This is a genomic window from Arthrobacter sp. P1_D12, assembly GCF_056406175.1.
In genome coordinates, this window is sequence record NZ_JBFUAR010000037.1 from 35787 (window position 1) to 61748 (window position 25962).

A 25962-nucleotide genomic window follows, 5' to 3' on the forward strand; every position below is an offset into this window, starting at 1 on the left:
GCGGTGGCTGGAGGTGGGAGGATCGGGGTATGGAAAACACCCCCGAGGTCCTCCGTTATACGGCTTTTTCCACGACGCCAGACGGCGGTAATCCTGCCGGTCTGGTCCTGGATGCCCGCCATCTCGACGATGCCGGGATGCTGGCGGTGGCGGCCGCCGTCGGGTACTCCGAAACTGCCTTCGTGACGGAGCCGGGTCTCGGCGGGGACCCGCGCCGGAGCCGGGTTCGATACTTCTCGCCGATCGCCGAGGTGCCATTCTGTGGCCATGCGACCATTGCACTGGCCGTTGCGCTGAGCGCACGCGACAGGGCAGGATCCTTCACCTTCGACACCCCCGTCGGCCCCGTCCTCATCGAAACAGCGGGCGACGGCGACGACATCACCGCATCGTTCACGGGTGTTGAGCCACAGCTGGCCGTCTTCGACGACGACATCCTGGCTGACCTTCTGGGCTTGCTCGGCGTCGGGCTGACCGATCTCGATCCCGCTTATCCGCCGCGGATCGCGTATTCAGGGAACTGGCATCCGGTGCTGGTCTTCGCCGACAGCACCCTTTTCGACTCCTTTGCCTTCGATCCGGAGACGGTGCGCCAGCTCATGGACGCACAGGGCTGGGCCGCAACGGTAGCCGTCCTGCACCGGATTGCAGACGGCGAATTCGAAGCCCGGAACCTGTTCCCGGTGGGAACAATCACGGAGGACCCCGCAACAGGGGCCGCCGCGGCGGCGGTCGGCGCATACCTGCGCATCCTGGGCCTGGTCGAGCCCCCGTCGAGAGTCTTGATCCACCAGGGACGGCACGTCGGCCGCCCGAGCCTACTCACAGTGGACATTCCCGCGGCCGGCGGAATAGTGGTCAGCGGCAGGGCCGTCCGGATCCCCGCCGGTGCGGGCCACATCTGACTTGGTTAGCTGTTGCCGGTGTAGACGAGGCTGTCCGGGTCGACTTCGTTTGCCGGGGCATCCGCGAGTCCCTGCGGGGACAGATCCATGTCCATAAGCCCGGGTCGTTGAATGTGGGCCGCGGAGGGTCCGGTGATGGCAGTGCTGTGGCTGGAAACGGTATGCCCCTCATGCTTTGTTCGTTGCAGACCCTGGAGGGTGCTGTTTGTCACGGGCGGGGTATCTCCATCTGGAACCCGCACCGGCACCGGAGAACACGCGTCCGGAGATAGTCACCCAGAACATCCGGGCTCCCGGCGTGTGTGGACACCGCCCGGTGCGCACTTCGCCGTTCGGGGTCCACTGCGGACATCGGCTCCTGGCAGTGGCGGTATGCGTCCTCCCGGTGCATGGCGCCGCCGCTGTTCCCGTTCCGCGCCGGGATAATAGCGAGAAACGCCGCAGTCGTAGCTACCACGTGCGAGCTGCCGCAGTTGGTACAGCTGATGGCGGCCGCGAGGGTTTCCTGCTGCGGATTCATGGTGGCGACAGAGTCCAGGAGCAGGTGCCGGTCGGTCTCACAAGTCGCACACCAAGGCCGGCGCCCTCGGGGCTGGTGGGCATCCCGGGGCAAGTACGTGCTTGACGTGATTGTCACCCGGGTCAGACCAGGCCCGGGTAGCTGGCCAGGATGTAGTCCGCCGCGGCTGGTCCTTTCATGCGGAGGCCGTTGCGCTTGGGGTGGACCTGCTTTTCTTTCATGGCCGCCCAGAAGGCATCTTCGGGGCGGGGCGCGGTCTGGCTCAGGAAACACCAGCTGGTGTAGAGCCCGTAGAGGCAGTCCCGGCCCAAGGCGTGGTCGGATGCAGGGTCCCGGGTGGTGGCTTCCTGCAGGAATTGGTCGTATTGGGAAGTTGCCATGAGTGGCTCGTTTCTTCGCGGTGCATTGTGTGCCGCCGTGTGGCTACAGCAGCTGAGCGTCAAGGCCATGCACGGGGCGATGAAGCAAGATCCCGCACTGCTGCGTCACCGCAGATCCGGGAGTAAAGCGTTACTGGGCTGGCGGTCTACGTCCTGCGGAAACCAGCCAATGCAGCTTCTCTACAATGTAGACTGTAGGCGTAGACTACACATTAAGCAACCGGCTTTTCATCCCGGAACTGTAACCACTCTGTATCGACCCGAACGGAAAACCATGTCGCCCGAAGAGCACCCGGCGCCCCCTGCGGCTCCCGGCAAGAAGGCTCGCCTCAGCCGGGAGATTGTCCTGTCGTCGGCGCTGGCACTGGTGGATGCCGAAGGACTCGACGCCCTCACCATGCGCAGGCTCGGGCAGGAACTCGGGCGGGACCCCATGAGCCTGTACCGCTACGCCGCCAACCGCGCAGCCCTGCTGGACGGCGTCTCAGAACTCGTGCTGGATGAACTGGCCATCATTCCCGATGATCCCGACTGGCAGTCGCAGCTCCGGCGCATTGCCCACGACCTGCGGCTCCTGGCGCTCCGGCACCCCAACATCGTGCCCCTCCTCGTGACCCGCCCCCTGTCAACGCCCCTGGGTCTGCGGCCGCTGGGAACATTGCGTCCGCTGGAGCAGATACTGTCCCTGCTGATCGACGCCGGATTCGCCCCCGTTGACGCATTGCACGTCTACCGCGCCTACTACGGATACCTCTACGGGCACATCCTCAACGAACTGCAGGAATTCGTCGTCGACCCCGAGGAAAATGAGGCCCTTCTCCGCCTGGGCCTGCACCGCCTGCCGCCGAAGGAATTCCCCCGTCTCCGCGCCCTCGCCCCGGTCCTCGCCGACTACGACGGGATGGCCGAACTGGATGAGGGAATCACCATCCTGCTCACGGGGCTCGCGGCCCGCCTCCCGCTGCCGGACTCCCCGACCGAACCCTGATCCGGAATTTCCCCTTGGAAAGGCACCAGTCATCTCAGCCCGGGTTGGACAGCCGATCCTTCGCCTGGTGGCTTCCTGGCCCCACGGGCAGAAGCTCTGTGGCCTGCGCGAGACCTTCGGTAGGCATAGAAACATACATGCTCTCGGCCCTGCTTACCTGGAAGGTCTCATGCCAGATGCCGACAGCTTTTGGGGCCTTCCTTGCCTGGCGGTTGAAGGCAGCCCAGGCGGGTCTGTGCTCGGACTGGGGCGCGCTGGCGTAGGCATACAGCTTGTCCACCGAGTCCCAGTACTGCACAATGACCGGCCCGCCGGCTCCGAGGGCAAACCGGCAACCAAGGAGGCCGGAACCCGGCTCCCGGAAGAGTTCGGTCAGCATCCGGGGCATCGCAAGGAACACAGGCAGCCAGAGATCCGGACGCCAGGGCCTGTTGATGCGCATGCCGATGAGGAAGACCACCAAATCACCGGAACGGCGGTGAGTGAAACGCCCAGCATTGATGCGTGCCATACTTTTCTCCTAACTGGATACCGCTACTCCCCAATATTGGCGAGTGCGACTATCCAAGTCAAGGAGAAACTTTGCGCATCTCACAGCTGGCCGCTGCTACTGAGATTCCGGTGGCCACCATCAAGTACTACCTTCGGGAGAAATTGCTTCATGAGGGCGTGCTGACGTCCGCGACGCAGGCCCGCTACGACGACTCGCATGTTCGGCGGCTGAAGCTCATCCGGGCACTCATTGGGACCGCCGGGCTCAGCATCAGCGCCACCCGCCAGGTACTGCTTGGCCTGGAGAACCCGCCGGAGTCAGGCCGCGACCTGCTCGGAATTGCGCACCACGCGGTCACCCGGACCGCACCGGACGACGTCGACCTCTCCCCGGCACAGCGGCTCCTGGACCGCTGGGGATGGGGCGCAGAGACATGCGACCGCGATACTCAGGCCGCCCTGGTGGAGGCCCTGCACGGGCTCTCAGATGCCGGGTTCGATGCGCCGGCCGCGCTCTTGGACCGCTACGCCGCGGCAATGCGGGACGTCGCGGCGGCCGACGTCGAAAGTGTCCCCACGGATTCGGCCGAGGCCGCCATGAGGCACGTGGTTCTTGGGACACTCCTGATGGAACCGGTACTCCTGGCCATGCGCCGGCTTGCCCAGCAAAGCGCATCCTTCCAGCGGTTAGGCGAGGCGGAGTCCTAGACGACCGGGGAGCGCCGCTCGATCAGCACCGTATCCCGCCATTGCCCTTCGCTGGGGCCGTAGCTCATGCGGGGAATGCGGTTCCGCCGGCCGACGACGGCAAATCCGTTCGCGAGGTGGAGCTTCAGGCTTGCTTCGTTTTCGGGGAAGACACTGGCCTGGATCGTCCAGATCCCGCACCGTTCGGTCGATGCGGCCAAGGCCTGAAGCAGCGCGGCCCCGACTCCCTTGCCGCGGGCTTCCGCGGCGACGTAGACGGAGTGTTCGACCACGCCGGCATAAACGGGCCGCGCCGACACCGCGGAGACAGCCGCCCAGCCAAGGATCCCGCCCTCGGGAGCCTCGGCGACGAGGCGGTGCGCGGGAAGCCGGGAACTGGTGAAGCGTTCCCAGTCCGGCACTTCCGCCTCAAAGGTGGCGTGGCCGGTGGCGAGTCCTTCGCGGTAGATTCCCCGGACGGCCGGCCAGTCGTCCTCGCGCATGGAGCGGATCGTCACCGCGGACTGTTGCGCGGTCACAGCGTCGCCAGGAGCCCGGCCGTCTGCTCGAGCGCCCCGGGCACCAGGGAGTAGTAGGCCCACGTGCCGCGCTTTTCACGGTGCAGCAGCCCGGCCTCGACCAGGACCTTCAGGTGGTGGGAGACCGTGGGCTGGCCCAGGTCCAGCGGTTCGGTGAGGTCGCAGACGCATGCCTCCCCTGACTCGCCGGCCTTGACGATGGAGAGCAGCCGGAGCCGGTTCGGGTCGGCCAGCGCCTTGAAAACCAGGGCCCTCTGCTGGGCTTCCTCGGCACCCAGGGCAGGGGGCCCTGCCGGGGTGCAGCAGGATTCATCCGTGGCCGGCTCGAGTACAGGCAACAATTTCATGTACCCATTATGCCCTGATATTGATAGACATCAATGTATTGGAGCGGGGGCACGGGTCGGAAGCGTCCCCGGCGTAGATTTGCTTTGGGTGGGGGCGGCATTGTTCGGCCGCCGGCCAAGGCTAGGAGCGGGCGGTTTCGGCACTGTGCGCCAGGACGACGTCGTCCGCGATGCGGGCCGCGGCCGGGAACAGGATGAGGAGAAGGCCAATTCCTATTGCTGCGCCGATCAGCTGCGCCAGAACGTAGCCTGGAACTGAGGCCGGTGCGATGCCGGCGAAGGTGTCGCTGAAGATGCGGCCCACCGTCACTGCCGGATTCGCGAACGAGGTCGAGGACGTGAACCAGTACGCGGCTCCGATGTAGGCGCCCACCGCCGGCGCGGCAAGGACGCCGCGGGAGGTGGCAGCCAAGGCGAAGATCAGCAGGACCAGCCCCGCAGTGGCGACAACTTCACCCAGGAGATGCCCCGGTGTTGCGCGCTCCTTGGACGAGATGGAGGTGCCCACCTCAAACATGGCGTTCGCGACCATACTGCCGCTGACCGCACCCACGGTCTGGGCAACCACATAGGTGCCCAGCTCCGGCAGGGTCAAGCCGGTACCGGCGCGTCGGCCCAGGATCCAGTCGGCGAGGGAGACCACGGGGTTGAAATGCGCGCCGCTCACAGGCCCGAGCATCAGGATCAGCACCGTCAGGCCCAGCACTGTGGCGGTGCTGTTCTGCAGCAACTGCAGGCCAACGTCACTGGGTGAGAGCTGCTGCGCGGCGATCCCGGAGCCGACGACGATGGCCACGAGCAGGCTGGTACCGAGCAGTTCGGCGATGGCGCGGCGCCACAGCGGCGGCTGGTTGGAAATCATGGCAACAGCTTGACCGAAAGAATTAGCTCAGTCAAAATTGAACCAATGAATATTGAGGCAGCAGAGGGCTTTCGGGCGCGGGTAGCCAAGCACGCAGCCCTCGGCGATCCTGCGCGGCTGCGCATCGTTGATCTGCTGACACTCGGGGACTTCTCCCCGACGGAGCTGCAGGCCGAGCTGGGGATGCCGTCGAATCTGCTGTCCCACCATCTGCGCACGCTGGAAGATGCCGGACTGGCAACCCGACACCGCTCCGAAGCCGACAGGCGCCGCAGCTATATCCGGCTTGCTGCCGGCGCTCTGGAGGGCCTGGTGCCGGGGGCCGAACACGGGGCGCGCCGCATCCTCTTTGTCTGCACACGAAACAGCGCCAGGTCCCAGCTGGCCGCCGCTCTCTGGCAGCAGGTCAGTGAAATTCCCTCGACGTCGGCGGGAACGCACCCCGCAGACCGCATCGCCCAAGGCGCTATCGACGTCGCCCGCCGTCATGGCCTGGACCTTGCGGACCTTTCCCCGCGCACCCTGATCCAGGTAGCAGACGAGGGCGACTTCATCGTGACCGTCTGCGACAAGGCCCACGAGGAACTGCCCGGGCTGGGTGGAATCCACTGGTCGGTGCCGGATCCGCTGCGCCCGGGCACCAAAGAAGCTTTCGACATGGCGTTCAACGACATCACCCGCCGCATCAATGACCTTGCGCCCCGCGTAACCGCCGTCTAGGTCCGTCGCAGAAATCCACCGACAGCAAATATTGACATTCATCAATCTATAGCCCGATACTCTCTATATCGATCATCATCAATGTTCGGTTGAGAGTTTCAAGCCGGGCGCAAGACTCCAGACTGTATCGCCCACTCACCTCATTGATTCCAGGAGAAACCCCGTGAGCACCGAAACCGCCAAGAAGCCGTCCGTCCTGTTCGTTTGCGTCCACAACGCCGGCCGTTCCCAGATGGCCGCAGCCTTCCTGACCACCCTCGGTGAGGGGCGGATCGAGGTCCGTTCCGCCGGTTCCCAGCCCGCGGACAAGGTCAACCCGGCAGCCGTGGAGGCCATGGCGGAGCTCGGCATCGACATGTCCGCCGAAATCCCGAAGATCCTCACCACGGAGGCCGTGAAGGAATCCGACGTCGTGATCACGATGGGCTGCGGCGACGAATGCCCCTACTTCCCCGGCAAGCGCTACGAAGACTGGGTCCTGGAGGATCCGGCAGGCCAGGGTGTGGACTCCGTCCGCCCGATCCGCGACGAGATCAAGGGCCGCATCGAGGACCTGATCGAGTCCCTGACCCCTGCCGCCAAGTAAGGGGCAGCACCACACGTCTGACAGAGGACGGAGAGGGGGTGAGCTGAATGAACACCGGATGCTGCAGCGACGGATGCTGCGACGACGAGGATCAGGACTGCTGCTAACCCAACCCCGGCGCCTGCCGGCCCAACCCCGGCCGGCAGGGCCAACCGAAAACAACCGCAACACCACAACGGATGAAAGAGGACACCAATGGATTCAGCGAAGAACCTTCCCGTTGCCGTGATCGGCGCCGGCCCCGTGGGCCTGGCCGCCGCGGCCCACCTGATTGAACGCGGACTCGAACCGCTGATCTTCGAAGCCGGCCCCTCCGCCGGCGCCGCGATCGAGCAGTGGCGCCACATCCGGCTGTTCTCCCCGTGGCGGTTCAACATCGATGCCGGCGCCGTTCGCCTGCTCGAAGCCGCCGGCTGGGAGGCGCCCCGGCCCACCGCGCTGCCCTACGGCGGGGAACTCATCGATCGGTACCTGGCCCCGCTGGCCGCGCTCCCGGTCATCAGCTCCCGGCTGCAGACCGGCGCCAGAGTCATCGCCGTCACCCGCACAGGCATGGACAAGACCCACACCCGTAACCGCGAGATCACACCGTTCGTCGTCCGCGTCCAGCACCAGGACGGGGAAACCCGCGACCACACCGTGGCCGGGGTCATTGACGCCTCCGGTACCTGGTCCACCCGCAACCCGCTGGGGACCTCCGGGCTTCCCGCCATCGGCGAGGACTCCGCCGCGGACCGGATCTCCTCGCCGCTCCCTGACGTCACGGGCCGTGACCGTGGCGCTTTCGCCGGACGCCGTGTCCTGGTCGTCGGCGCCGGCCACTCCGCCGCCAACACCCTGATCAGCCTCGCGGACCTGGCCAAGGACGAACCGGGCACCCGGATCCTCTGGGCGGTCCGCGGTGCGTCCGCCGAGAAAGTCTACGGCGGCGGCGACGCCGACGGGCTGCCCGCCCGTGGCCAGCTCGGTGCCCGCCTGCGCCGCCTCGTCGAGGCCGGGACCATCGAACTGCATACCGGCTTCGGCATTGCTTCCCTCAAAGCCTTGGATTCCGGCGTGACTGTGGAATCCGTTGACGGACGCACCCTCGAGGCCGACGTCGTCGTCCCCTGCACCGGCTTCCGCCCGGACCTGGACATCCTGCGTGAGCTCCGCCTGAACCTTGACCCGGCCGTCGAAGCACCCGTGGAGCTCGGCCCGCTCATCGACCCGGAGTTCCACTCCTGCGGCACTGTTGCACCGCACGGCGCCAAGCTCCTGGCCCACCCGGACAAGGACTTCTACATCGTCGGCATGAAGTCCTACGGCCGTGCACCAACCTTCCTGCTCGCCACCGGCTACGAACAGGTCCGCTCCGTCGCCGCCGCCCTGGCCGGCGACCGCGAGGCCGCGGACACCGTCCAGCTCGAACTCCCCGAAACCGGTGTCTGCTCCTCCGACGCTGGCACCAGCTGCGACGTTCCGGCGGCCGTAGCCGTCGCATCAGGGTCCTCGTGCTGCGCCGCTCCCGAGCCGGTGCTCGTCGGCTTCCCCACCGGACTGTCCCACGGACGCTCCGGCGAAGATCAACCGGCAGTATCACTGCTCCACGAACCCAGCCCAGAGAAGGAAGAATCAAACGCATGACCGAGACCACGAAAACGCCCAGCGTCCTGTTCGTCTGCAGCAAGAATGGCGGAAAGTCCCAGCTCGCCGCAGGTTTGATGAACCATCTCGCCGATGGGAGCGTCACGGTGCACTCCGCCGGGACCAAGCCCGGTCAGTCGCTGAACCCCCAGGCCGTGGAGTCTCTGAATGAACTCGGCATCGGCATCACCGGCGAGTACCCCAAGCCCGTCACCGACGAGGTCCTGGACACGGCCGACGTCGTCATCGTCTTGGGCAACCAGGCTAAGGTCGAGCCCCGCAAGGGCCAGCGGCTCGAGTTCTGGGATACGGACGAGCCCTCCGAACGCGGCATCGAAGGCATGGAACGCATGCGCCTGGTCCGGGACGACATCAAGGCCCGGGTCCGGAAACTGCATGCGGAGCTAACCGGGGACTAGGCCATGCCCGCCCCGGCGTTGTCCCGGACAGTGGTCGCGGAGGGTGCACCGCGCGGCGGCCTGGCCGCGCTGTGTATCACCCAGACGACCGGGTGGGGCGTGCTCTACTACTCGTTGATCGCGGCGGTCCGGCCCATCAGCGAGGACACCGGCTGGGACCCGGCGCTAGTGACGGGAGCCTTTTCCGCCGGCCTGCTGGTCTCCGCTGCGGCCGGGATCGCCGTCGGCAGGAGGCTGGACAGGACCGGGCCGCGTGCGCTGATGATCGGCGGATCCCTGCTCGGAGTGCTGGCCCTGGTCGCGGTGGGACTGGCCCCTAATCTGCCAGCGTTCTTTGCGGCCTGGCTCGTCGCCGGGACCGCGCAGGCCACGGTGCTGTACCAGCCGGCCTTCACGGTGATCAGCCGCTGGTACGGACGCGCCCGGGTACGGCCCCTGACCGTCCTGACCCTCGTCGCCGGGTTCGCATCCACCATTTTCGCCCCGCTCACCGCAGCCCTGACATCCGCGTTCGGCTGGCGCGGCGCCTTCCTCATCCTCGCCGGGATCATGGGAATCATCTCCGTGCCGCTGCACGCCCGGTACCTGAACCGGAATTGGGCCCCGGCTGCCCCCGGAATCCCCGCCACGGACCACCAGGTGATGGTGCGGGCCGTGCGGCGAAGCCCGGAATTCCTGGGTCTGCAGGCGCTGATGGTCCTGCTCTGCCTCGGGCTCTACACCGTGACGCTGAACATCATTCCGCTGCTCGTAGAGAAAGGCGCCGACTATGCCACGGCCGCGCTCGGGTTCGGTCTTGTGGGCGCCGGTCAGGTCGGCGGCCGGCTACTGTTCGCAGCCATCCCGTCCGGCRCCCGGCTGCAGGTCATCGCCGGAACGGCGGCCTGCGCCGTCTTCCTGCTCGCGGCACTGCCCGGCCCGATGCCGGCGCTGATCGCGGCGGGTATGCTCGCCGGCGCGGTCCGCGGGTGCCAGACACTGCTGCAGGCCACCATCGTGGCTGACCGCTGGGGAACCCAGAATCTTGGCACATTGCAGGGACTGTTCGCGGCTCCGCTCACAGCTGTCACGGCCGTTGCCCCGGCGGCGGGACCCGTGCTGGCCGCCTGGCTCGGGACATACACGAGCATGGCGTACGCCATGACCGCTGCAGCCGCCACGGCCGCCATTCTCGCCGCTGCCGGAGGCGTGCGGCAGCTCAGGCCCTCCAGAACCAGCTAAGAGACCCGCTGCCCCTGAGGCTGATAGACACGGGACATAATAAGGGCACGACTGAAGGCGTGAGACTGCGAAGGGCACGTTGTGGAGCCGACGATGGACGAAATCCTGGCCGGGTACAGCCGCGCCCGCCGCCACCTCGACGCCCTGCTGCAGGACGCGGCGCCTAATGACCTCGGCCGCAAAAGTACGGGCACCCGCTGGACCAACGAGGAACTGCTCTTCCACATGGTCTTCGGCTACATGGTGGTCCGCGCCCTGCTTCCGCTGGTCCACGTCGTCAGCCGGCTCCCCCGCCCGGCGGGCCGGGCATTCGCTGCTGTCCTCAACGCGGGCACCGGTCCTTTTGATGTGGTGAACTACTGGGGTTCCCGGACCGCCGCCCGCGTCTACAACAGGCGCAGGATGAGCCGGAAACTGGATAGAACCATCGCCGCGCTCTCCCGCCGGCTCGAACACGAGAACCCGCAGACCCTTGCCAGGTCAATGCCGTTTCCCGACAGGTGGGACCCCTTCTTCACGCCGCTGATGACACTCAGCGATGTCTACGCCTACCCCACGCTTCATTTCGACTTCCACGCCAGGCAGCTGAGCCTTCGGAATCCGGACGCACCGGAATCGTCCTGATGGCCACTAACGGTATCCCGTTGAGTCGGCCGTCTTGAGTGGAGCGTGGTTATATGTAAGTATCTGCGTATGAATGCAGATAACAAGGCTTGCGCGCTCACCGCGGACAGCCAGTACGTCGAGCTGGCCGTGGAGGTGTTTGCCATGCTGGCCGACGCCACCCGGGTCAGGCTCATCCTGGCACTGCGCCACGGTGAACTGCCCGTCAACGTACTGGCCGAAAAGGCCGGGAAATCGGCGGCCGCGGTCTCCCAGCATTTGGCCAAGATGCGGCTGGCGCGCATGGTCGCCACCCGCCAGGAAGGCACTAAGGTCTACTACCGCCTGCAGGACGGGCACGCCTGGCAGCTCGTGGCCGACGCCATCCACCAGGCCGAACACACCCTCGGCACGGCCCCGCATCACAGCACAGCCCCGCACAGCCCTACAAGGGAGGCCGGCGCATGAACCGGCCAATGCATCCCGGCCACGATGTCCACCCGCACCCGCACGGACATGCTCACGACGACGCCCATCACCATGACCACGGCCCGCACGGCCATGTCCACGCGACCGGGTTCAAGGGCTGGCTGCAGGAGCTCTTCGTGCCCCACTCCCATGACTCGGCCGACTCAATCGACTCCGCCCTGGAGACAAGTTCCCAGGGCATTCGCGCCGTCAAGGTCTCCCTGCTCGGACTGGGGGCCACGTCATTGTTCCAGCTGGTCATCGTCCTCATCAGCGGCTCCGTGGCACTGCTGGCGGACACGGTCCACAATTTTTCCGATGCCCTGACCGCCGTTCCGCTGTGGATCGCCTTTCTGCTCGGACGCCGCCGCGCGACCCGGACGTACACCTACGGATTCGGCCGCGCCGAGGACCTCGCAGGGCTGTTCATTGTGGCGATGATCGCGCTCTCCGCCGTGGTGGCCGCCGTCGAATCCATCCGGCGTTTCTTTGAACCCCAACCCGTCCAGAACCTGGGCTGGGTGCTCGCCGCCGGGCTCGTGGGCTTTGCCGGCAACGAACTAGTCGCGATCTACAGGATCCGCGTGGGACGGCGGATCGGGTCCGCCGCGCTCGTCGCCGATGGCATTCATGCCCGCACCGACGGCTTCACCTCGCTGGCCGTCGTCGCCGGAGTCATCGGCATATGGCTCGGATTTCCGCTTGCAGATCCGATCGTGGGCCTGCTCATCTCCGCAGCCATCGCCGTGCTCCTCTGGGGAACCATTCGCGACATCGGGCGCAGGCTCATGGACGGCGTGGACCCGAACCTTACGGAACGCCTGGCGGCGGTTGTCACTGCCCACGCCCCCGCGGGCGCAACATCCCGGCTGCGCTGGTCCGGCCACCGGCTTCACGTCGAGGTCTCCATCCCCCTGACCACGATCACCGGCGTGGGCGAACTTGCCACAATCCACGACGAAATCGACCACGCCACCCGCCACGCACTCCCGAACGTGGGCTCCGTGACAATGGTCCCCACGTTCGGCCCGGCCGCGACGGCCGGACCACCGCCTCCCCCGAGCCGCGGATAACGGCGGCCTCGGAGGCCCTGATCCGCACCGGCCTCCACCGCCTCGAGCCTCGCGTCCGGTCCTGCACCCCCGCCGCTCCGAATCACCTTCAAAGACCACGAACAGAAGGTGTCCATGGGTGTTCAGCAGGAAACCGCAAGTACGGGGGCTGCCACGCTGCGGCGGCGCACCCTTGCCACGGAGCTGGGCCCCTGCACGGTGCATGTCCAGGAAGGCACCGGGGGCCCGCACGCCGTATCCGGGACGGCGGATGTCTACCTCCACGGCGCCGCGGGCTCCTGGACGTCCTTCCGGGAGCTTCTTCACGCGACAGCGGCACATGACCGGGTGCTGATAGACCTGCCGGGCTGGGGCGAGTCCACGCAGGACGCCCGGATGGCGAATTTGAGCATCGAAGCGATGGCACGCGCCGTCACCGGTACTTTGACCTCGCTCGGCTACCGGCGGTGGAACCTGGTGGGCCACTCCATGGGAGGCTTCCTGGCATTGCACATCGCCGCGGCCTGGCCCGGGCGGACCGCCAGCGTGACCGCGATTTCGGCGACCACCTTCGGCGTGTCCGAAGCGGCCGGCAAGCCACGGCGCAGCCTGTTCCGGTTCCCGATGTTTCTGGGCATGCTGCTGGCCATGCGCGCCGCGGCAGCCCTCGGCCCGGCAGGGCCCGCGCTGGTCCGTGCAATCGGGTCCACCGCCGTGATGCGGCCGCTGTTGTTCCCGTTTTTTGCAGAACCCGCATCCATCTCCGCGGGGGTGCTTCGAGGGCTTGGCGAGGACGCCCGGCCGGCCTGTTTCTCCGCGGCAGCCCGGGCCGCGGCGCACTACGATTTTGGCCAGTGGCGGGGCATTCTGTGTCCGGTGCTGGCGATCCGCGGGGACAGCGATGTGTTCACACCACCCTCTGACCTGCTCCGACTGGCCGAGATAATCCCACGCGTCCAGACGGTGACACTCCCGCATTGCGGCCACTTCGCGAACATCGAGCGGCCGGAGCATGTGCAACGGCTGCTCGATGACCTGCTGTATCCGTGACCTGTACGGCAGCGGCTGGCAGCGTCCGCGAGTCAGCGGATGCCGGGGCAAATCGACTCTTGACCGCCGATACTCACCGATATATCGTTAATTATCGCCGAACAATCGGCGACCATCATTGATCACAACTGATTGAGAAAGGTCGATGCCGCTATGAAAGGCATGCATGACGACAAATTCACGGACGGCGGACCCGCCCAGGCACGTTTCGGGCGCGGCAGGAGCCGCCGCGGACCCCACGGACACGGTGGTTTCGGCCCGGGCCGCGGGTTTGGACCGGGCTTCGGACCGGGCTTCGGACCGGGTTTTGGCCCCGGCGGGTCGCGGCGGGCCAGCAGGGGCGATGTTCGTTCGGCGATTCTCTCCCTCTTGGCCGAATCACCGTCCAACGGCTACGGGCTGATCAAGACCATTGCGGAAAAAACCTCGGGCGCCTGGCGTCCGAGCCCGGGGTCCGTCTACCCGACGCTCCAGCAGCTCGTTGATGAAGAGCTCATTGCGCCCGTAGGTGATGGCCGGCGCACCGAGTTCACCCTCACCGATGCGGGCAAGGCCTACGTGGCCGATCACGCCGAGGAGCTGGGGAACGCCTGGAACACCGACCCGGAGGGATCCGGGCCGGCGTTCCACCAAAGCGTCGGAAAACTCATGGGAGTCATCCACCAATTCCGCTTCTCGGCAACCGAGGAACAACGCAATGCCGCAATGACGGTCATCGATGACACCCGCCGCGCGCTCTACCGCATTCTTGCCGACTAACACCGCCGCTTCGGCCGGCGCACTGCCACCGCTGCCAAGGGTCCCTGCCCGAATAACTTCGGCTGGCGGCATTTGTATTCTGGAACCGTGACCGCCTGACCTGGATTGTTGTCCCGGAGCCGGGAATGGCCCGGACCGCACCAAATGGCCCCCGCTTTCCACGGTTCCGTCCCTACAATTAAGTGTGGCCTCCATGGCATTCACGTCGCGGGGGCGACATAACTAAGGAGGTTCATCATGGGCCTGGGTGACAAGATCCACAATGCCGCCGAGAAACTCCACGGCAAAGGCAAAGAGGCGGCCGGCAAAGCCACCGGCGACGACAAGATGAAGGCCGAGGGCAAAAGCCATCAGGTCAAGGCAGACCTGAAGCAGGCCGGCGAAAAGGTCAAGGACGCCTTCAAGAAACACTGAAAACAGGCCGCCGGCGGGCGGAGGTGCGGTCCGGATCGCACCTCCGCCCAGGAGCCGGCCGACCGAACCGCCGAGGTTCCATTCTGTGGCGAGACGCTCAAGCTCGGCCCGCGAACCGCCGGAGACAGGGTGCAGCCGCGCGCCGGCCTCCTCGAGCGTCGGCAGTTCCAGGTCCCTCACGATCTTCACGACGGTGGGCGCGACCGTGAGGTAGTCCGCCGCCGCGGCGAGTTTCGACCGCACTGCGGTGGACAGCCCGCTCCCTGCATCCGCGGCAGCCGCGAGCAGCGCATCGAGCGTGCCGTACTCACCGAGCAGCGACGCGGCAGTCTTCTCGCCGATGCCGGCGACGCCTGGCAGCCCGTCGGAGGTGTCGCCGCGCAGGGTCGCGTAGTCGGCATACTGCACGGGCAGCACACGGTACTTGCCGACGACGTCGGCGTCGGTCAGGACTTCGAGGTTCCTCATGCCGCGCGCGGTGTAGACCACCCGCACCTGACGGGCGTCGTCGACAATCTGGAAGAGGTCGCGGTCGCCCGTCACCACGTCGACCGGAAGCTCGGCGTGGCTGGCGTAGGTGCCGATGACGTCGTCGGCCTCGTGGTCGGCAGCCCCGACGACGGCGATGCCGGCGAGCTCGAGCACACGGCGGATCATCGGAATCTGCGCCTCGAGCGCGTCCGGCACCACCTCCACATCGGGGGCGCCTGCCACCTCCTCGGCGACCCGATGCGACTTGTAGCTCGGGATGAGGTCCACCCGCCACTGCGGGCGCCAATCGTCGTCCCAGCACGCGACGAGATGCGTCGCACCGTAGTCGGTGGTGAGCCGTGCGATCATGTCGAGCAGCCCGCGAACAGCGTTCACCGGGGTGCCGTCGGCGCGGCGGATCGTGTCGGGCACGCCGTAGAACGCGCGAAAGTATAGCGACGCGGTGTCGAGGAGCATCAGGCGGTCGGTCATGACTGATCCTGACACGGATGCGCCCGCTGGCGGTGGAACGTCACGGTCCAACTTCGGAGGGGCACAAAGTGACGCAGTCGACGCCACCGTCCAAGCCGTTGGAGACCGGCCGGGTCTTCCGCTCCCCCGGTCCTGGGCAAAGGTCGACGGGGGTAGATTTGGGCGGATGGACGAAGAAGAAGTTCTGACCGGAGGTAATTCGACTCTCGTCACGCGGGTCGGCCGAACGGTGCGCCGGACCGCGGGGCCGTGGACGCCGGCCGTCCATTCGCTCCTCGAAGCCCTTCGGCATGCTGGCGTCACTGAGGTCCCCCAGGCACTGGGCATGGACGACCATGGCCGCGAGGTCCTCAGCTTCATCGACGGCGATGCAGCACATTACCCGTTGCCCGACTGGATTTGGGATCCTTCCGTTCTGCGCGACGCCGGAGCCCTGCTCCGCCGCATCCACGACGCCAGCGTCGGACTGGCCCGGGCGGATCTCTCGTGGCAACTGCCCACTCACCAACCCGCAGAAGTCGTGTGCCACAACGACGCCGCGCCGTACAACATGGTGTTTGCCGATGGGCGGCTAACCGCGCTCATCGACTTCGACACGGCCTCGCCGGGACCACGAATCTGGGACTTTGCCTACCTCGCGTACCGGCTCGTGCCGCTGGGGGAAAACGGCGGCCCCGGGGCTCCCGAAGAGCAGCAGCGGCTGTCCCGCCTGGATGCCCTCATTGACGCGTACGGTGTCAGCTTCGGACACGTGCAAGTGTTCCAAACCCTCGCGGCCAGGCTGGACGAACTGGCAGAGCTGACGGACGGGCGCGCTGCGGCCACCGGACGGGAGGATTTCCTCGAGCACTCCGCCATGTACCGCAGGGATCGCGGCAGAGTTTCCGCAATGGCCGGCAGCCTGTCCGGCCATTAACCCGACGCTCGACGCGTCCAGGATCAGGGTCGCAGCCGCAAGCGGCGAAGCTTCTTCCCTGCCTTGCGGGCTTTGTTCTCCGTCTTCCGGGCAATGCGTTCTTCCATCTCCAGCAAACCCTCGAAGCCGAGGTCGGCATCGGCGGGCCGGTCCGGGGTGGCCGCGAGTCTGCGCAGGAGGTCGGTCGCCATGACGCTGTCCTGATGGTCGCCGAGTACTGTCTGGAGCCGTCCGGCCGCTTTGGTGAGTTTGGCGGCGCGCTTGCCGTGGATCTCCAGGACCGACTCACCCGCGTGGCGGAGGCGCTTGGCGTCTTTTCGGACCTCGTGCAGCGCTGTGTCGCGCGCGGCCCTGTCGGCCGAGCCTTTGACGGCCTTCCGGGCACGCTCCACCCGCTTCGCGGCTTTGTTGACCAGCTTGGCCGTCACGCTGCGCGCGGGCCGGAAGGCGCGTGGCTTGGCAGGCGGGTTGTCCCGGAAGTCCTCCAGGGAGCCCAGGAGACGGAAGTAGCGGCCGGTCCGGAGGGTCTCCAGGACGTTTCTGTAGCCCGCGTCGTGGGCTGCGACCAGCTCCTGATCGATCATCTGGGCCAAGAGGCCGGACCTCTGTTCTTCCGGGAGCTCCAGGATGTGCTGGCGAAGCCGCTCCAGCATGACTTCGGCATCGCGGGCCGGGCCCAGGATCTGGCCCAGCCACTTCAGTTCAGCCTGGAGTTCCCGCACCGCTGAGCGGTTGAAGAGTTTGCGGTACGTGGCCAGGGCGGAGCGCGCCCGGCGGGTCGCGGACCGCATCTTGTGGACGGAATCCGGTGTGCCCATCCGCACACCCGGATCATTGGCGATGAAGTCACCAATCCGCGCGTCTAAATAGGCGGTCACGACGTCGACTGCCGGTCCCTTCTTCCGGGGTTTTGGAGTCCGGGGACTGAACTCGGCCGGCCAGGCACCGCCCAGGGCACGGGCGATCTTGGAAGGATAAGCGGAGTGGCCGGCTCCGGTAGACGTCAGAGTTGCGGCGGCAGCCTCAAAGAGCTCCGCTGTGCCGTGGACGAGTTCGAGCTCCCATTCACGCCAGTCGACGGCCGGCCCCGGCGGCCGCAGGGCCTCGGCATGAACGTGGTCGTCGGCGAAGTCGGCCAAATGCTCACCGCCTGGCCCGTAAAGCCGGTAGGTGGTGCGCCGCGTACTGAGCCGGGCGACGGGCTCGAGTTCGTCGCCCCGGATGAGGACCTGCAGATGGTCGGACAGTTCTTCCGGAACGGTCTCCGGCTGCCCCAGCGGCGCATGGATCTCCTCCCGCTGGTCCGCCCCGGCGGGAAGCTTGAGGTGCCAGCCCTCGTCCACCCCGCCCGTGCGGCGCCTAAGGGTAATGCGACGCGCCGCGAGGACCAGGGCCGGGGTATCGAAGTACACAGCCTCGAGCTGATCCGTCACAGGCTCCGCGACGTGGTCCACACCTTCGATTTCCTGCAGATCCGGCAGCGCCGCAGAGGTCCCGGCGTCGTACTTTTGTTCCGTTTCAAGTTTTCCCGTGGTGTCCATAGCGGTCAGGACCCCCCACCGGACGCGCGTTCCCGCGGCAGCGAACTGTTGGGCCTGTTGATGACCGCCATGGCGGGCCTCCCCTATCGGCACCGCTGGAACATGGACGTGATCTCCGGCGGGCGTGTCCGGCCGGTGCCTTGGCCCGGTGCGCCTAGCCCGATTCTAGGCTCTGCGCGAATCGGCGACCAGACCGCGGTCGGCCCTTGACAACGTCCGTGACGGCTTCACCCCGGGCCAGCGGCTCGTGACGCAAGCGAGGCCGGGGACCTCGGCGGGGGTGCTCGTGCCGGAAGGACATCGGCGGGGCTTGACGGCCGGGAGCCGCACCCGTAACCTAGTTATTAGACGTCTGACGACTTACGCAGATGGTGATGGCTTCGGGGGAAGGCCACTGGGATACAGAGGAGTATTTCATTGGGATATGTAATTGGCTGTGATCTTGGCTCGCAGAGCGCGAAGGCGGTGCTGATGTCGCCGGAGGGCGTGATCGTCGCGACCGCAAGCAGCGCGTATGCGATGGCGCACCCGCACAGTGGCTGGGCAGAGCAGGATCCGGCGCACTACCGGCACGGGATTGCCTCCAGTGTCCGGGCCGTGCTGGCCCGGACCGGCGTGAAGCCGGCCGAGGTGACCCATATCGGGCTCTCGAGCCAGGTGGACGGCGTCGTGCCGGTGGACGCCGACATGCGTCCGCTGCGGCCGGCCATTATCTGGCTGGACCGGCGCGCCACCGAACAGGTTGCCCGGCTCGGGAACGCGATCGATCCGGACTGGCTGTTCGCCCGGACGGGGCTGAACCTGGACGCCAGCCACACCGGACCAAAGCTGATGTGGCTGGCCGACAACGAGCCCGAGGTGTACCGGCGGGCCGCGTCGCTGCCCTCGGTCGGGGGCTACGCTGTCGCATGGATGACCGGCCGTTCGATCCAGGACCACGCGAATTCCTCGTCCTCGCTGCTCTATGACGTAGTGACCCGGGACTGGAGCGATGAACTCATCGACGCCGCCGGGCTGGACCGGGCCAAGCTTCCGGAGATCGGCCGCGCCACCGACGTCGCCGGGACCCTGACCGCGGAGGCGGCTGCGGCGCTGGGGCTGACCACGGGCTGCGCCGTTGTGGTCAGCACCGGGGATGACCACGCCGCATGCCTGGGCGCCGGCGGGGTCCGGCCCGGGGTGGTCGTCGATATCCTCGGCACGGCCGAACCGGTCGGCGTCTCCAGCGCCGTCCCGGTCTTCGACGAGACCAAACTCGTCGAGACCCACGCGCACGCCGTGGACGGCACCTACCTGATCGAGAACCCCGGGTTCGTCTCGGGCGGCAACACGCTGTGGTTTGCCCAGAACGTCCTCGGCGTCAGCCAGCAGGAGTTCTTCGACCGCGCCGCCCGCTCAGAGCCCGGCGCCCGCGGGGTCCGCTTCATCCCGGCACTGACCGGCTCCATGGCGCCCCGGTGGAACGACTCCCTGCGCGGGACGTTCGCCGGGCTGTCGATGAACCACGACTCCACCGACATGGCCCGGGCGATCATCGAGGCGAACTGCTTCGCGTTCCGTGACATCTACGACCGGATTGATGCGATGGGCCTGGCCCAGTCGGTCCGGGTCGTCGGCGGCGGGGCCCGCTCCGCGCTGTGGCTCTCGGCGAAGGCCACGCTCTGTAATACCCCGATCCAGAAGGTGCTCACCGAGGAGACCAGCGCCACCGGCGGGGCACTGCTCGCCGCCGTCGCCGCCGGCACCTTCGCCAGCCTCGAATCCGCCGTCGATGCCGTGGTCGAACTCGACCCGGTCAGCATCGACCCCGACCCTGCCCATGCCGAGGCCCTTGAAATGGCCTACCAGGACTACCGCTCCCTCTTCGACGCCGTCGAATCCATCCCGCAGAAAGTGACACGCCATGACGCTCTCGTCTGACCTCGACCGCTACCTCTCCCACCCCCTGGTCGGCCTCGACCAGGTCGTCATCGGCGCCGACGTGCTGGACTCCGTCCACGACATCGTCGCCGCCCTCCCGGCCCATAACAGCATCGCCGTCCTGACCGACGAGGACGTCTACACCACCGGCTCGGGTACCTACCTCAAGCCCGCCGTCACGGCCCTCCTGGAAACCCTCGGCACGGTCACCACCGTGGCCCTCCCGGGCCACGTCCACGCCGACGAGACCACGGTGAGCGCTGCGACCGCCGGCTGTGCCGGCGCAGACGTCATCGTCACCATCGGCTCCGGCACCCTGTGCGACATCGGCAAGGTCGCCGCCGGGACCCGGCCGCACGTCGTCGTGCAAAGCGCCGCCTCCGTCAACGGCTTCGCCGATGACCAGTCCGTGCTGCTGATCAACGGCGTCAAGCGCACCGCCCACTCCGGCTGGCCCAGCGCACTCGTGGTCGACAGCAACGTCCTGGAAGGGGCGCCGGCACTGCTGAACCGCTCCGGACTCGGCGACATGATCTCGATGTTCACCGCCCCCGCGGACTGGTACCTGTCCTCCCTCGTCGAGATGGACCGCGGCTACTCCGCCGAGGCCGCGACCATGACCCGCCGCCACGGCGCCGAACTCCTGGGCCTTGCCCCCGGCGTGGGGACCTCTGACCCGGAGTCCTTGTCGACGCTGGCCAAGTTCGTGACCCTGTCGGGCATTTCGATGGGCGTCGCGGGACAAACCTCCCCGTCCTCCGGCATGGAACACGTCATCAGCCACCTCCTGGACATGGCCAGCACGGCCCGCGGCACAGACACCGCCCACCACGGCGCCCAGGTGGGCGTCGCGACCGTCGTCGTCGCGATCCTCTGGCGGAACATGAACGAGAAGCTCCGCACCGGAAGCCTCGGCGTCGTCCGGCTCGGATGGACGAGGCCGGCTCCACGAGCAACGAGTGCTGGTCCGACTACTCCAAGAAACTCGAACACCTCCGTACCGTCGACGCCGGCGCCAAAATCCGCGACGCCGCCGCAACCTGGCCGGCGCACGCCGAGGTGCTCTCGGGCCTGCTGGGCGAACCGGAAGCAATCGTCGCGGCGCTCCGCGCCGCCGGCGCGCCCACCCGTTTCTCCGAACTGGAAAACCCCAGCAAGGAAGACGACGTCATCTGGGCGCTCACGAACTGCCACCTCATGCGCAACCGCTTCAACATCGCCGACCTCGCCTACCTCACCGGAGCGTGGACGAAGACCGACGTCCTGGCCGCCCTCGCCGAAGCGGAACGGATCGGCGCCGGACTGTAAACGCCGGGCCTCACCGCACGCGAAACCAATTCCCAAACAAACAACATCAACTTTTATTCGTCAGACGTCTAATGACATTTGATGCTGATGAAGCCTGGCCACGAAAGGCAGGCAGACCCTTGGAGGCCACAATGAGCAAGACCGCCACTTCCCCCGGAACCGGGCGACTCAACACTGCGCAACGCGAAGCAGCCCGCGCTGCGATGAAGTCACAAGTACTCGACGTGCTTGTTATTGGCGGCGGCGTTGTCGGCGCCGGCGCTGCCCTCGATGCGGCATCGCGGGGACTTACGGTTGGCATTATCGAGAAGAGCGACTGGGCCAGCGGCACTTCCAGCCGGTCCTCCAAGCTGGTGCACGGCGGAATCCGCTACCTTGAGCAGCTCAACTTCAAGCTGGTCAAGGAGGCCCTTGTGGAGCGCGGCCTTCTCCTGCGCACAATCGCACCCCACCTCGTCAGGCCTGTCTCGTTCCTCTACCCCGTCACCGCGCCGCTGGCTGAGCGGTTTTATGTGGGGGCCGGGATGGCCCTGTATGACCTGTTCAGCTATGCCGGCGGCCGCCACCCGGGCGTCGGACTGCACCGCCACCTCAGCCGCAAGCGCGTCAGGGCTGAACTGCCCGGCCTGAACCGTGCTGCATGCCGTGGGGGCATCAGCTACTTTGATGCCCAGGTCGATGACGCCAGGCTGGTCGCAACGATCGTGCGCACTGCGGTGTCACGGGGCGTCCATGCGATGAATCGCGCCGGCGCAGTGGAGATCGTGCCCGGCACCGGCAGCGCGGACCACACAGTACTCGTCTCGGATGAAGAGACGGGTGAGCGGTTCGAGGTGCGGGCCCGCTCCATCATCAACGCAACGGGTGTGTGGACCGCAGAATCGCAAACCATGATCGGCGTCGACTCGGCAGTCGAAGTCACCATGTCCAAGGGGGTTCATATCCTCGTTGACCGTGATCGCTTCCCGTCCACCATGGGATTGATCCTGCGGGCAGGGGCAAGTGTCCTTTTCGTCATCCCCTGGGGCAACTACTGGATCATCGGCACCACCGACACGCCATGGGACCTGGGAAAAACGAACCCCTCCGCCACCTCCGCGGACGTCCAGTACCTGCTCGACCACGTCAACAAGGTGCTCGAGGTCCCGATCGTCCACGAGGATATCCTCGGTGTCTACGCCGGACTCCGCCCGCTCGTGAAAGGCAAGGCAGGCTCGACCGCGCAGCTGAGCAGGGAACACGTCGTTGACGTGCCCCACGAGGGCATCGCGGTGATCGCCGGCGGCAAACTCACCACCTACAGGGTCATGGCAAAGGACGCTGTGGACGCCGCGACGAAGGGGCGAAGCACTGCCCGCCCCTCGCAAACACTGGACCTGCCCCTCCTCGGTGGCGAAAACTTCGTTGCCGCCGAGATGGAAAGCGTCTGCGCCTACATGCTCGAAACCCTCGGACTGCCGTCCAGCCACGCGGCACGCCTGGTCGGTCGCTACGGAAACATGGCCACTGAGGTCTTGAAGCCTGTGGCCGAGAACAGGGTGCTCGGGCTGGAGATCTGCGGCGGCGGCGGCGCCCTTCTGGCTGAAGCGCTGTACGCGGTGACGCACGAGGGGGCCCTGCATTTGGAGGACGTCCTTGAGCGCCGCCTGCGTATTTCCATTGAATCCAAGGATTTCGGCGAAGAAGCCGCGTCCGAGGTTGCCAGGGCCGTGGCCCCGGCCCTGGACTGGACTGCGCAAGACGTCGACGACGAACTGGAGCGCTATCAGGAATTCGTGCGCCTCCAGCGGGAAGCGATCTCCGTACCCGATGACGCCTCTGCCGATGCTGTCATGAAAAGGGCAGTTCCTGCCGCCCGCGCGGCGGCCGGCCTGCACGCCTAACCGTCCCGGAAAACAACAAAAACTTTTTCTTGTCAGACGTCTAACGACTTGGTATGCTTGATGAACAAGGTCGCGAAAGCCCCTTCCGGACACTTTCCCTGCCGATGACGCCAGAGAAAAGCCAGGCCCGCCGCCCCCGCGGCGGCCGTTCGTAACACCCGGTCCCGGAGCGCTGATTTCAGCCCGGCACCCAGCCACCGGAGCAATCCCGCGGCTTCCTCGTCAAACATCAGACGGCCCACCTCCCGTGGCGCCGATGATGGATACAACCCGCAAAGGAGCAGGTCAGTGTCACAAGCCACAATTTCGCCAGTGCAGGCGGAGCACAAGAAGAAGAATCTTCACAAGGTTGCAGGGCCCGTCCTGCTCTGGGGCATCGGCGTCGGCGCCGTGATCTCCGGTGATTACTACGGCTGGAACGCGGGCCTGGGCCTGACCGGCTACTGGGGTTACCTGATCGCAATTGCGATCATGGGCCTGCTCTACGCCGGCCTCTCAACCGTGATCGGCGAACTGTCCGCAGCAGTACCCCACGCCGGTGGAGCCTACGCCTACGTCCGCACAGCACTGGGCCGGGTCTGGGGCTACCTCGCCGGAGTCAGCGTCCTTCTGGAATTCGTGTTTGCCCCGGTCGCGGTGGCGCTGACCGTCGGCGCCTACGTGCAGGTCCTCTTCCCCGACGTGCCGGTCCTGGTCAGCGCCGCAGTCCTCTACATCGGCTCGACCGTGGTCCATCTCCTGGGCGCCGGCAACTCGATGAAGATCGAATTCGTGTTCACCGCCGTCGCGGTCGTCGGCCTCATTGTCTTCATGGTGATCGGTGCGCCGAAGATGTCATTGGATAACCTGAACGCCTACTCGGGCGGAGCCATCCTGCCCAACGGCATCGGCGGCCTCTGGGCCACCCTGCCGCTCGCCGCATGGTTCTTCTTCGCCATCGAAAGCCTCCCCATGGCTGCCGAAGAGACCAAGAACCCGGCCAAGGACATCCCCAAGGCCCTGATCATGGCCTTCATCACCCTCGCCGTGATCGGCCTCGGCACCCTCACCGTCGCCGCCGGCGTCGGCGGGTCCGACTTCCCCGGCGCAGCGGCCCCGCTGACCGTGGCCCTGTCCAACGTCGTGGGATCCCAGACCTGGATCGTCCCGGTGATCGCGATCTTCAGCCTCGCCGCCCTGGTCGCCTCGTTCCACGCGATCGTGATCGCCTACTCACGCCAGACCTTCGCCCTGTCCCGTGCAGGCTACCTGCCGGCATCACTGTCCAAGCTCAACAAGCATCACGCTCCGGTCGGCTCGCTGATCGTGCCCGGCGTCATCGGCTTCGTCTTCGTCATCCTGGGCGCCACCATCCTCCCGGACGCCATCCCGGTCCTGGTCACTCTCTCCGTGCTCGTCGCGGCCGTGTCCTACATGCTGATGATGGCCGCAGCCCTGGTGCTGCGGAAGAAGCGCCCCGACCTGCACCGCCCCTACAAGGCACGCGGTGGACGCGTCACGATGTGGATCGCACTGATCCTGGCCGGGATCCTGATCCCCGCAGCCCTGGTCAGCTTCCCCCTCGCGTTCGTCATCGCCGTGATCATGGTGGCCCTGTTCATGGCCTACTACTTCGCCGTCGGCCGCAAGCGCGTCGGCAACTACACCGCCGAAGAAGAACTCGCCCTCACCGACCAGGCCCTCACCGCGGACGCCTGACCAACCCAGCCCCACCAAAAAGCCCGACAGCCCGGCCAGCCCGCCAGGCTGATCTGGCCGACCGCCCGGSGGGGGCGCCGCGACCCGGCAGCCCCCGCCCGGCACCAGCACCACCGGCACCACACCGCGAAACTTTCTTCCAAAGATTCCACCATCGACTTGAGTCGTTAGACGTCTAACGTTAGACTTGTATTGTGTCCCGCAAGGGGCCGAAAGGAGGGCAACGATGCCCGTTGAACTACTGGCCAAAGAAACCGGCCGCCGCGAAGCGGCCCCGCTCTACCGGGGCTACGCCTTCGACCTGGACGGCACGCTGTATCTGGGCGATGACCTGATCGAGGGCGCGGACACCGTCGTGGCGGCGCTGCGCGACTCCGGGGCCCGGGTGGTCTTCGTGACCAACAAGCCGCTCGAGACCGCCGAGGCCTACGCCGCGAAGCTGACCCGGCTCGGCATCCCGGCCCAGGCCCAGGACGTAATCTCCGCGCTCGACGCGCTCACCCTGTACCTCGCCGGCCGCCACCCCGGGGCCCGTGTCCTGGCCGTGGGCGAACCGGTCCTGATCGAATCGCTGCGCGGCGCCGGGTTCACCCTGACCGAGGACCCGGCCCAGACCGACGTCGTGGTGGTCTCCTTCGACCGGACCTTCGACTACGACAAACTCACCCGCGCCTACCAGGCCGTGAAGGCCGGCGCCGTGATCGTGGCCACCAATCCCGACCCGTACTGCCCCACCCCCGACGGCGGCCTGCCCGACTGTGCCGCGATGCTTGCGGCCATCGAGGCCTGCACCGGCGGACGCGCCGAAGCGATCGTCGGCAAACCCAGCGTCCACATGGCCAACGCCTTCCTGCACCGCCTCGGCGTCCCTGCCCACGAGGCCGTGATGGTCGGGGACCGGCTCCTGACCGACGTCGCCATGGGCCTGAATGCCGGCATGGCCTCGGCCCTGGTGATGTCCGGAGCGACCACCGATGACCACCTCGCCGCCTCCGGCATCCTGCCCACCCACGTCCTGGACGACGTCCGCGGACTCCTCCCCGCCTGACCCACACACGCACCACCCCACCAGCAGCAGCACCCACCCGGCACCAC

General features: G+C 66.8%; 27 protein-coding genes and 1 pseudogene. 20 read left to right on the plus strand and 8 right to left on the minus strand.

The genetic code is table 11. From position 1 onward, the window contains the following. Nucleotides 1-29: 29 nt before the first annotated feature. A complete protein-coding gene (locus tag AC1DZV_RS20915) occupies nt 30-905 on the plus strand; it encodes a PhzF family phenazine biosynthesis protein (protein ID WP_476954496.1) in 876 nt (291 codons plus the stop codon). 5 nt (nt 906-910) lie between these two features. Here AC1DZV_RS20915 and AC1DZV_RS20920 read toward each other — a convergent pair whose 3' ends face one another. Both AC1DZV_RS20920 and AC1DZV_RS20925 read right to left on the minus strand, forming a co-directional pair. Continuing rightward, on the minus strand, nt 911-1117 hold the full coding sequence (locus tag AC1DZV_RS20920; RefSeq protein ID WP_476951000.1) for a hypothetical protein: 207 nt from the start codon (nt 1115-1117) through the stop codon (nt 911-913). 430 nt (nt 1118-1547) lie between these two features. Then, a complete protein-coding gene (locus tag AC1DZV_RS20925; protein ID WP_079552554.1) occupies nt 1548-1805 on the minus strand; it encodes a hypothetical protein in 258 nt (85 codons plus the stop codon). A 274-nt stretch (nt 1806-2079) separates the two neighbouring features. Between AC1DZV_RS20925 and AC1DZV_RS20930 the strand changes: the two genes are divergently transcribed. Beyond that, complete coding sequence (locus AC1DZV_RS20930; protein WP_476950999.1) at nt 2080-2793, plus strand: TetR/AcrR family transcriptional regulator C-terminal domain-containing protein; 714 nt, start codon at nt 2080-2082, stop codon at nt 2791-2793. A 34-nt stretch (nt 2794-2827) separates the two neighbouring features. Here the strand turns inward: AC1DZV_RS20930 and AC1DZV_RS20935 are convergent, their stop codons facing one another. Continuing rightward, entirely contained in the window at nt 2828-3304 is a 477-nt protein-coding gene (locus tag AC1DZV_RS20935) for a DUF4188 domain-containing protein (RefSeq protein ID WP_476954497.1), read from the minus strand. 71 nt (nt 3305-3375) lie between these two features. Here AC1DZV_RS20935 and AC1DZV_RS20940 point away from each other — a divergent pair, with 71 nt between their 5' ends. Continuing rightward, nucleotides 3376-3993 (plus strand): MerR family transcriptional regulator, encoded by a 618-nt coding sequence (locus AC1DZV_RS20940; protein ID WP_476954498.1) that lies wholly within the window; start codon nt 3376-3378, stop codon nt 3991-3993. Here the strand turns inward: AC1DZV_RS20940 and AC1DZV_RS20945 are convergent. From AC1DZV_RS20945 to AC1DZV_RS20955, 3 genes are all read right to left on the minus strand, one after another. Next, the gene (locus AC1DZV_RS20945; RefSeq protein ID WP_476954512.1) at nt 3990-4475 is read right to left on the minus strand and encodes an N-acetyltransferase family protein; all 486 of its coding nucleotides are present in this window, start codon (nt 4473-4475) and stop codon (nt 3990-3992) included. The genes AC1DZV_RS20940 and AC1DZV_RS20945 overlap by 4 nt on opposite strands. A gap of 32 nt (nt 4476-4507) precedes the next feature. Continuing rightward, nucleotides 4508-4858 (minus strand): ArsR/SmtB family transcription factor, encoded by a 351-nt coding sequence (locus tag AC1DZV_RS20950; protein ID WP_459383543.1) that lies wholly within the window; start codon nt 4856-4858, stop codon nt 4508-4510. A 121-nt stretch (nt 4859-4979) separates the two neighbouring features. Then, complete coding sequence (locus AC1DZV_RS20955) at nt 4980-5720, minus strand: aquaporin (RefSeq protein ID WP_476954499.1); 741 nt, start codon at nt 5718-5720, stop codon at nt 4980-4982. 45 nt (nt 5721-5765) lie between these two features. On the opposite strand from AC1DZV_RS20955, the gene AC1DZV_RS20960 reads away from it, so the two are divergent. The 11 genes from AC1DZV_RS20960 to AC1DZV_RS21010 all read left to right on the plus strand — a co-directional run bounded on the left by AC1DZV_RS20960 (nt 5766) and on the right by AC1DZV_RS21010 (nt 14638). Continuing rightward, a complete protein-coding gene (locus AC1DZV_RS20960; RefSeq protein ID WP_476954500.1) occupies nt 5766-6440 on the plus strand; it encodes an arsenate reductase/protein-tyrosine-phosphatase family protein in 675 nt (224 codons plus the stop codon). 163 nt (nt 6441-6603) lie between these two features. Next, a complete protein-coding gene (locus AC1DZV_RS20965; RefSeq protein ID WP_476954501.1) occupies nt 6604-7026 on the plus strand; it encodes an arsenate reductase ArsC in 423 nt (140 codons plus the stop codon). 195 nt (nt 7027-7221) lie between these two features. Next, nucleotides 7222-8652, plus strand: a complete 1431-nt coding sequence (locus AC1DZV_RS20970) for an FAD-dependent oxidoreductase (RefSeq protein ID WP_476954502.1) — start codon at nt 7222-7224, stop codon at nt 8650-8652. After that, nucleotides 8649-9071 carry an arsenate-mycothiol transferase ArsC gene (locus AC1DZV_RS20975; RefSeq protein WP_476950994.1) on the plus strand — a complete coding sequence of 141 codons (423 nt, stop codon included), beginning with the start codon at nt 8649-8651 and terminating at the stop codon, nt 9069-9071. Before AC1DZV_RS20970 ends, AC1DZV_RS20975 begins: the two co-directional genes overlap by 4 nt. 3 nt (nt 9072-9074) lie before the next feature. Continuing rightward, the gene (locus tag AC1DZV_RS20980) at nt 9075-10292 is read left to right on the plus strand and encodes an MFS transporter (RefSeq protein ID WP_476954503.1); all 1218 of its coding nucleotides are present in this window, start codon (nt 9075-9077) and stop codon (nt 10290-10292) included. A gap of 81 nt (nt 10293-10373) precedes the next feature. Continuing rightward, on the plus strand, nt 10374-10916 hold the full coding sequence (locus AC1DZV_RS20985) for a DinB family protein (protein WP_476950992.1): 543 nt from the start codon (nt 10374-10376) through the stop codon (nt 10914-10916). 69 nt (nt 10917-10985) lie between these two features. After that, a complete protein-coding gene (locus tag AC1DZV_RS20990) occupies nt 10986-11363 on the plus strand; it encodes an ArsR/SmtB family transcription factor (RefSeq protein ID WP_223914797.1) in 378 nt (125 codons plus the stop codon). Next, nucleotides 11360-12436, plus strand: coding sequence for a cation diffusion facilitator family transporter (locus AC1DZV_RS20995; protein WP_476950991.1), 1077 nt, complete (start codon nt 11360-11362; stop codon nt 12434-12436). The genes AC1DZV_RS20990 and AC1DZV_RS20995 overlap by 4 nt, the downstream gene beginning before the upstream one ends. 114 nt (nt 12437-12550) lie before the next feature. Next, nucleotides 12551-13465 carry an alpha/beta fold hydrolase gene (locus tag AC1DZV_RS21000; RefSeq protein WP_476954504.1) on the plus strand — a complete coding sequence of 305 codons (915 nt, stop codon included), beginning with the start codon at nt 12551-12553 and terminating at the stop codon, nt 13463-13465. A gap of 153 nt (nt 13466-13618) precedes the next feature. Beyond that, nucleotides 13619-14224, plus strand: coding sequence for a PadR family transcriptional regulator (locus AC1DZV_RS21005; protein WP_243178220.1), 606 nt, complete (start codon nt 13619-13621; stop codon nt 14222-14224). Nucleotides 14225-14461: 237 nt separating this feature from the next. After that, complete coding sequence (locus tag AC1DZV_RS21010) at nt 14462-14638, plus strand: CsbD family protein (RefSeq protein WP_243178219.1); 177 nt, start codon at nt 14462-14464, stop codon at nt 14636-14638. Nucleotides 14639-14686: 48 nt separating this feature from the next. Here the strand turns inward: AC1DZV_RS21010 and AC1DZV_RS21015 are convergent. Continuing rightward, nucleotides 14687-15601, minus strand: a pseudogene (locus AC1DZV_RS21015) (5'-3' exonuclease); the annotation flags it as partial. A 166-nt stretch (nt 15602-15767) separates the two neighbouring features. Here AC1DZV_RS21015 and AC1DZV_RS21020 point away from each other — a divergent pair. Next, complete coding sequence (locus AC1DZV_RS21020) at nt 15768-16517, plus strand: phosphotransferase enzyme family protein (RefSeq protein WP_476954505.1); 750 nt, start codon at nt 15768-15770, stop codon at nt 16515-16517. 23 nt (nt 16518-16540) lie between these two features. Here the strand turns inward: AC1DZV_RS21020 and AC1DZV_RS21025 are convergent, their stop codons facing one another. Next, nucleotides 16541-18058, minus strand: a complete 1518-nt coding sequence (locus tag AC1DZV_RS21025; protein ID WP_476954506.1) for a CYTH and CHAD domain-containing protein — start codon at nt 18056-18058, stop codon at nt 16541-16543. A gap of 417 nt (nt 18059-18475) precedes the next feature. Here AC1DZV_RS21025 and AC1DZV_RS21030 point away from each other — a divergent pair, with 417 nt between their 5' ends. The 5 genes from AC1DZV_RS21030 (at nt 18476) to AC1DZV_RS21050 (ending at nt 25915) form a co-directional block, all read left to right on the plus strand. Then, complete coding sequence (locus AC1DZV_RS21030) at nt 18476-19978, plus strand: xylulokinase (protein WP_476950986.1); 1503 nt, start codon at nt 18476-18478, stop codon at nt 19976-19978. Beyond that, entirely contained in the window at nt 19962-21368 is a 1407-nt protein-coding gene (locus tag AC1DZV_RS21035) for an iron-containing alcohol dehydrogenase (protein ID WP_476954507.1), read from the plus strand. The genes AC1DZV_RS21030 and AC1DZV_RS21035 overlap by 17 nt, the downstream gene beginning before the upstream one ends. A gap of 49 nt (nt 21369-21417) precedes the next feature. Further along, entirely contained in the window at nt 21418-23169 is a 1752-nt protein-coding gene (locus AC1DZV_RS21040) for a glycerol-3-phosphate dehydrogenase/oxidase (RefSeq protein WP_476950984.1), read from the plus strand. A gap of 288 nt (nt 23170-23457) precedes the next feature. Then, nucleotides 23458-24867, plus strand: coding sequence for an ethanolamine permease (eat, locus tag AC1DZV_RS21045; protein WP_028278167.1), 1410 nt, complete (start codon nt 23458-23460; stop codon nt 24865-24867). A 226-nt stretch (nt 24868-25093) separates the two neighbouring features. Next, nucleotides 25094-25915, plus strand: coding sequence for an HAD-IIA family hydrolase (locus tag AC1DZV_RS21050; protein ID WP_043436900.1), 822 nt, complete (start codon nt 25094-25096; stop codon nt 25913-25915). The last annotated feature ends 47 nt before the right edge of the window (nt 25916-25962 follow it).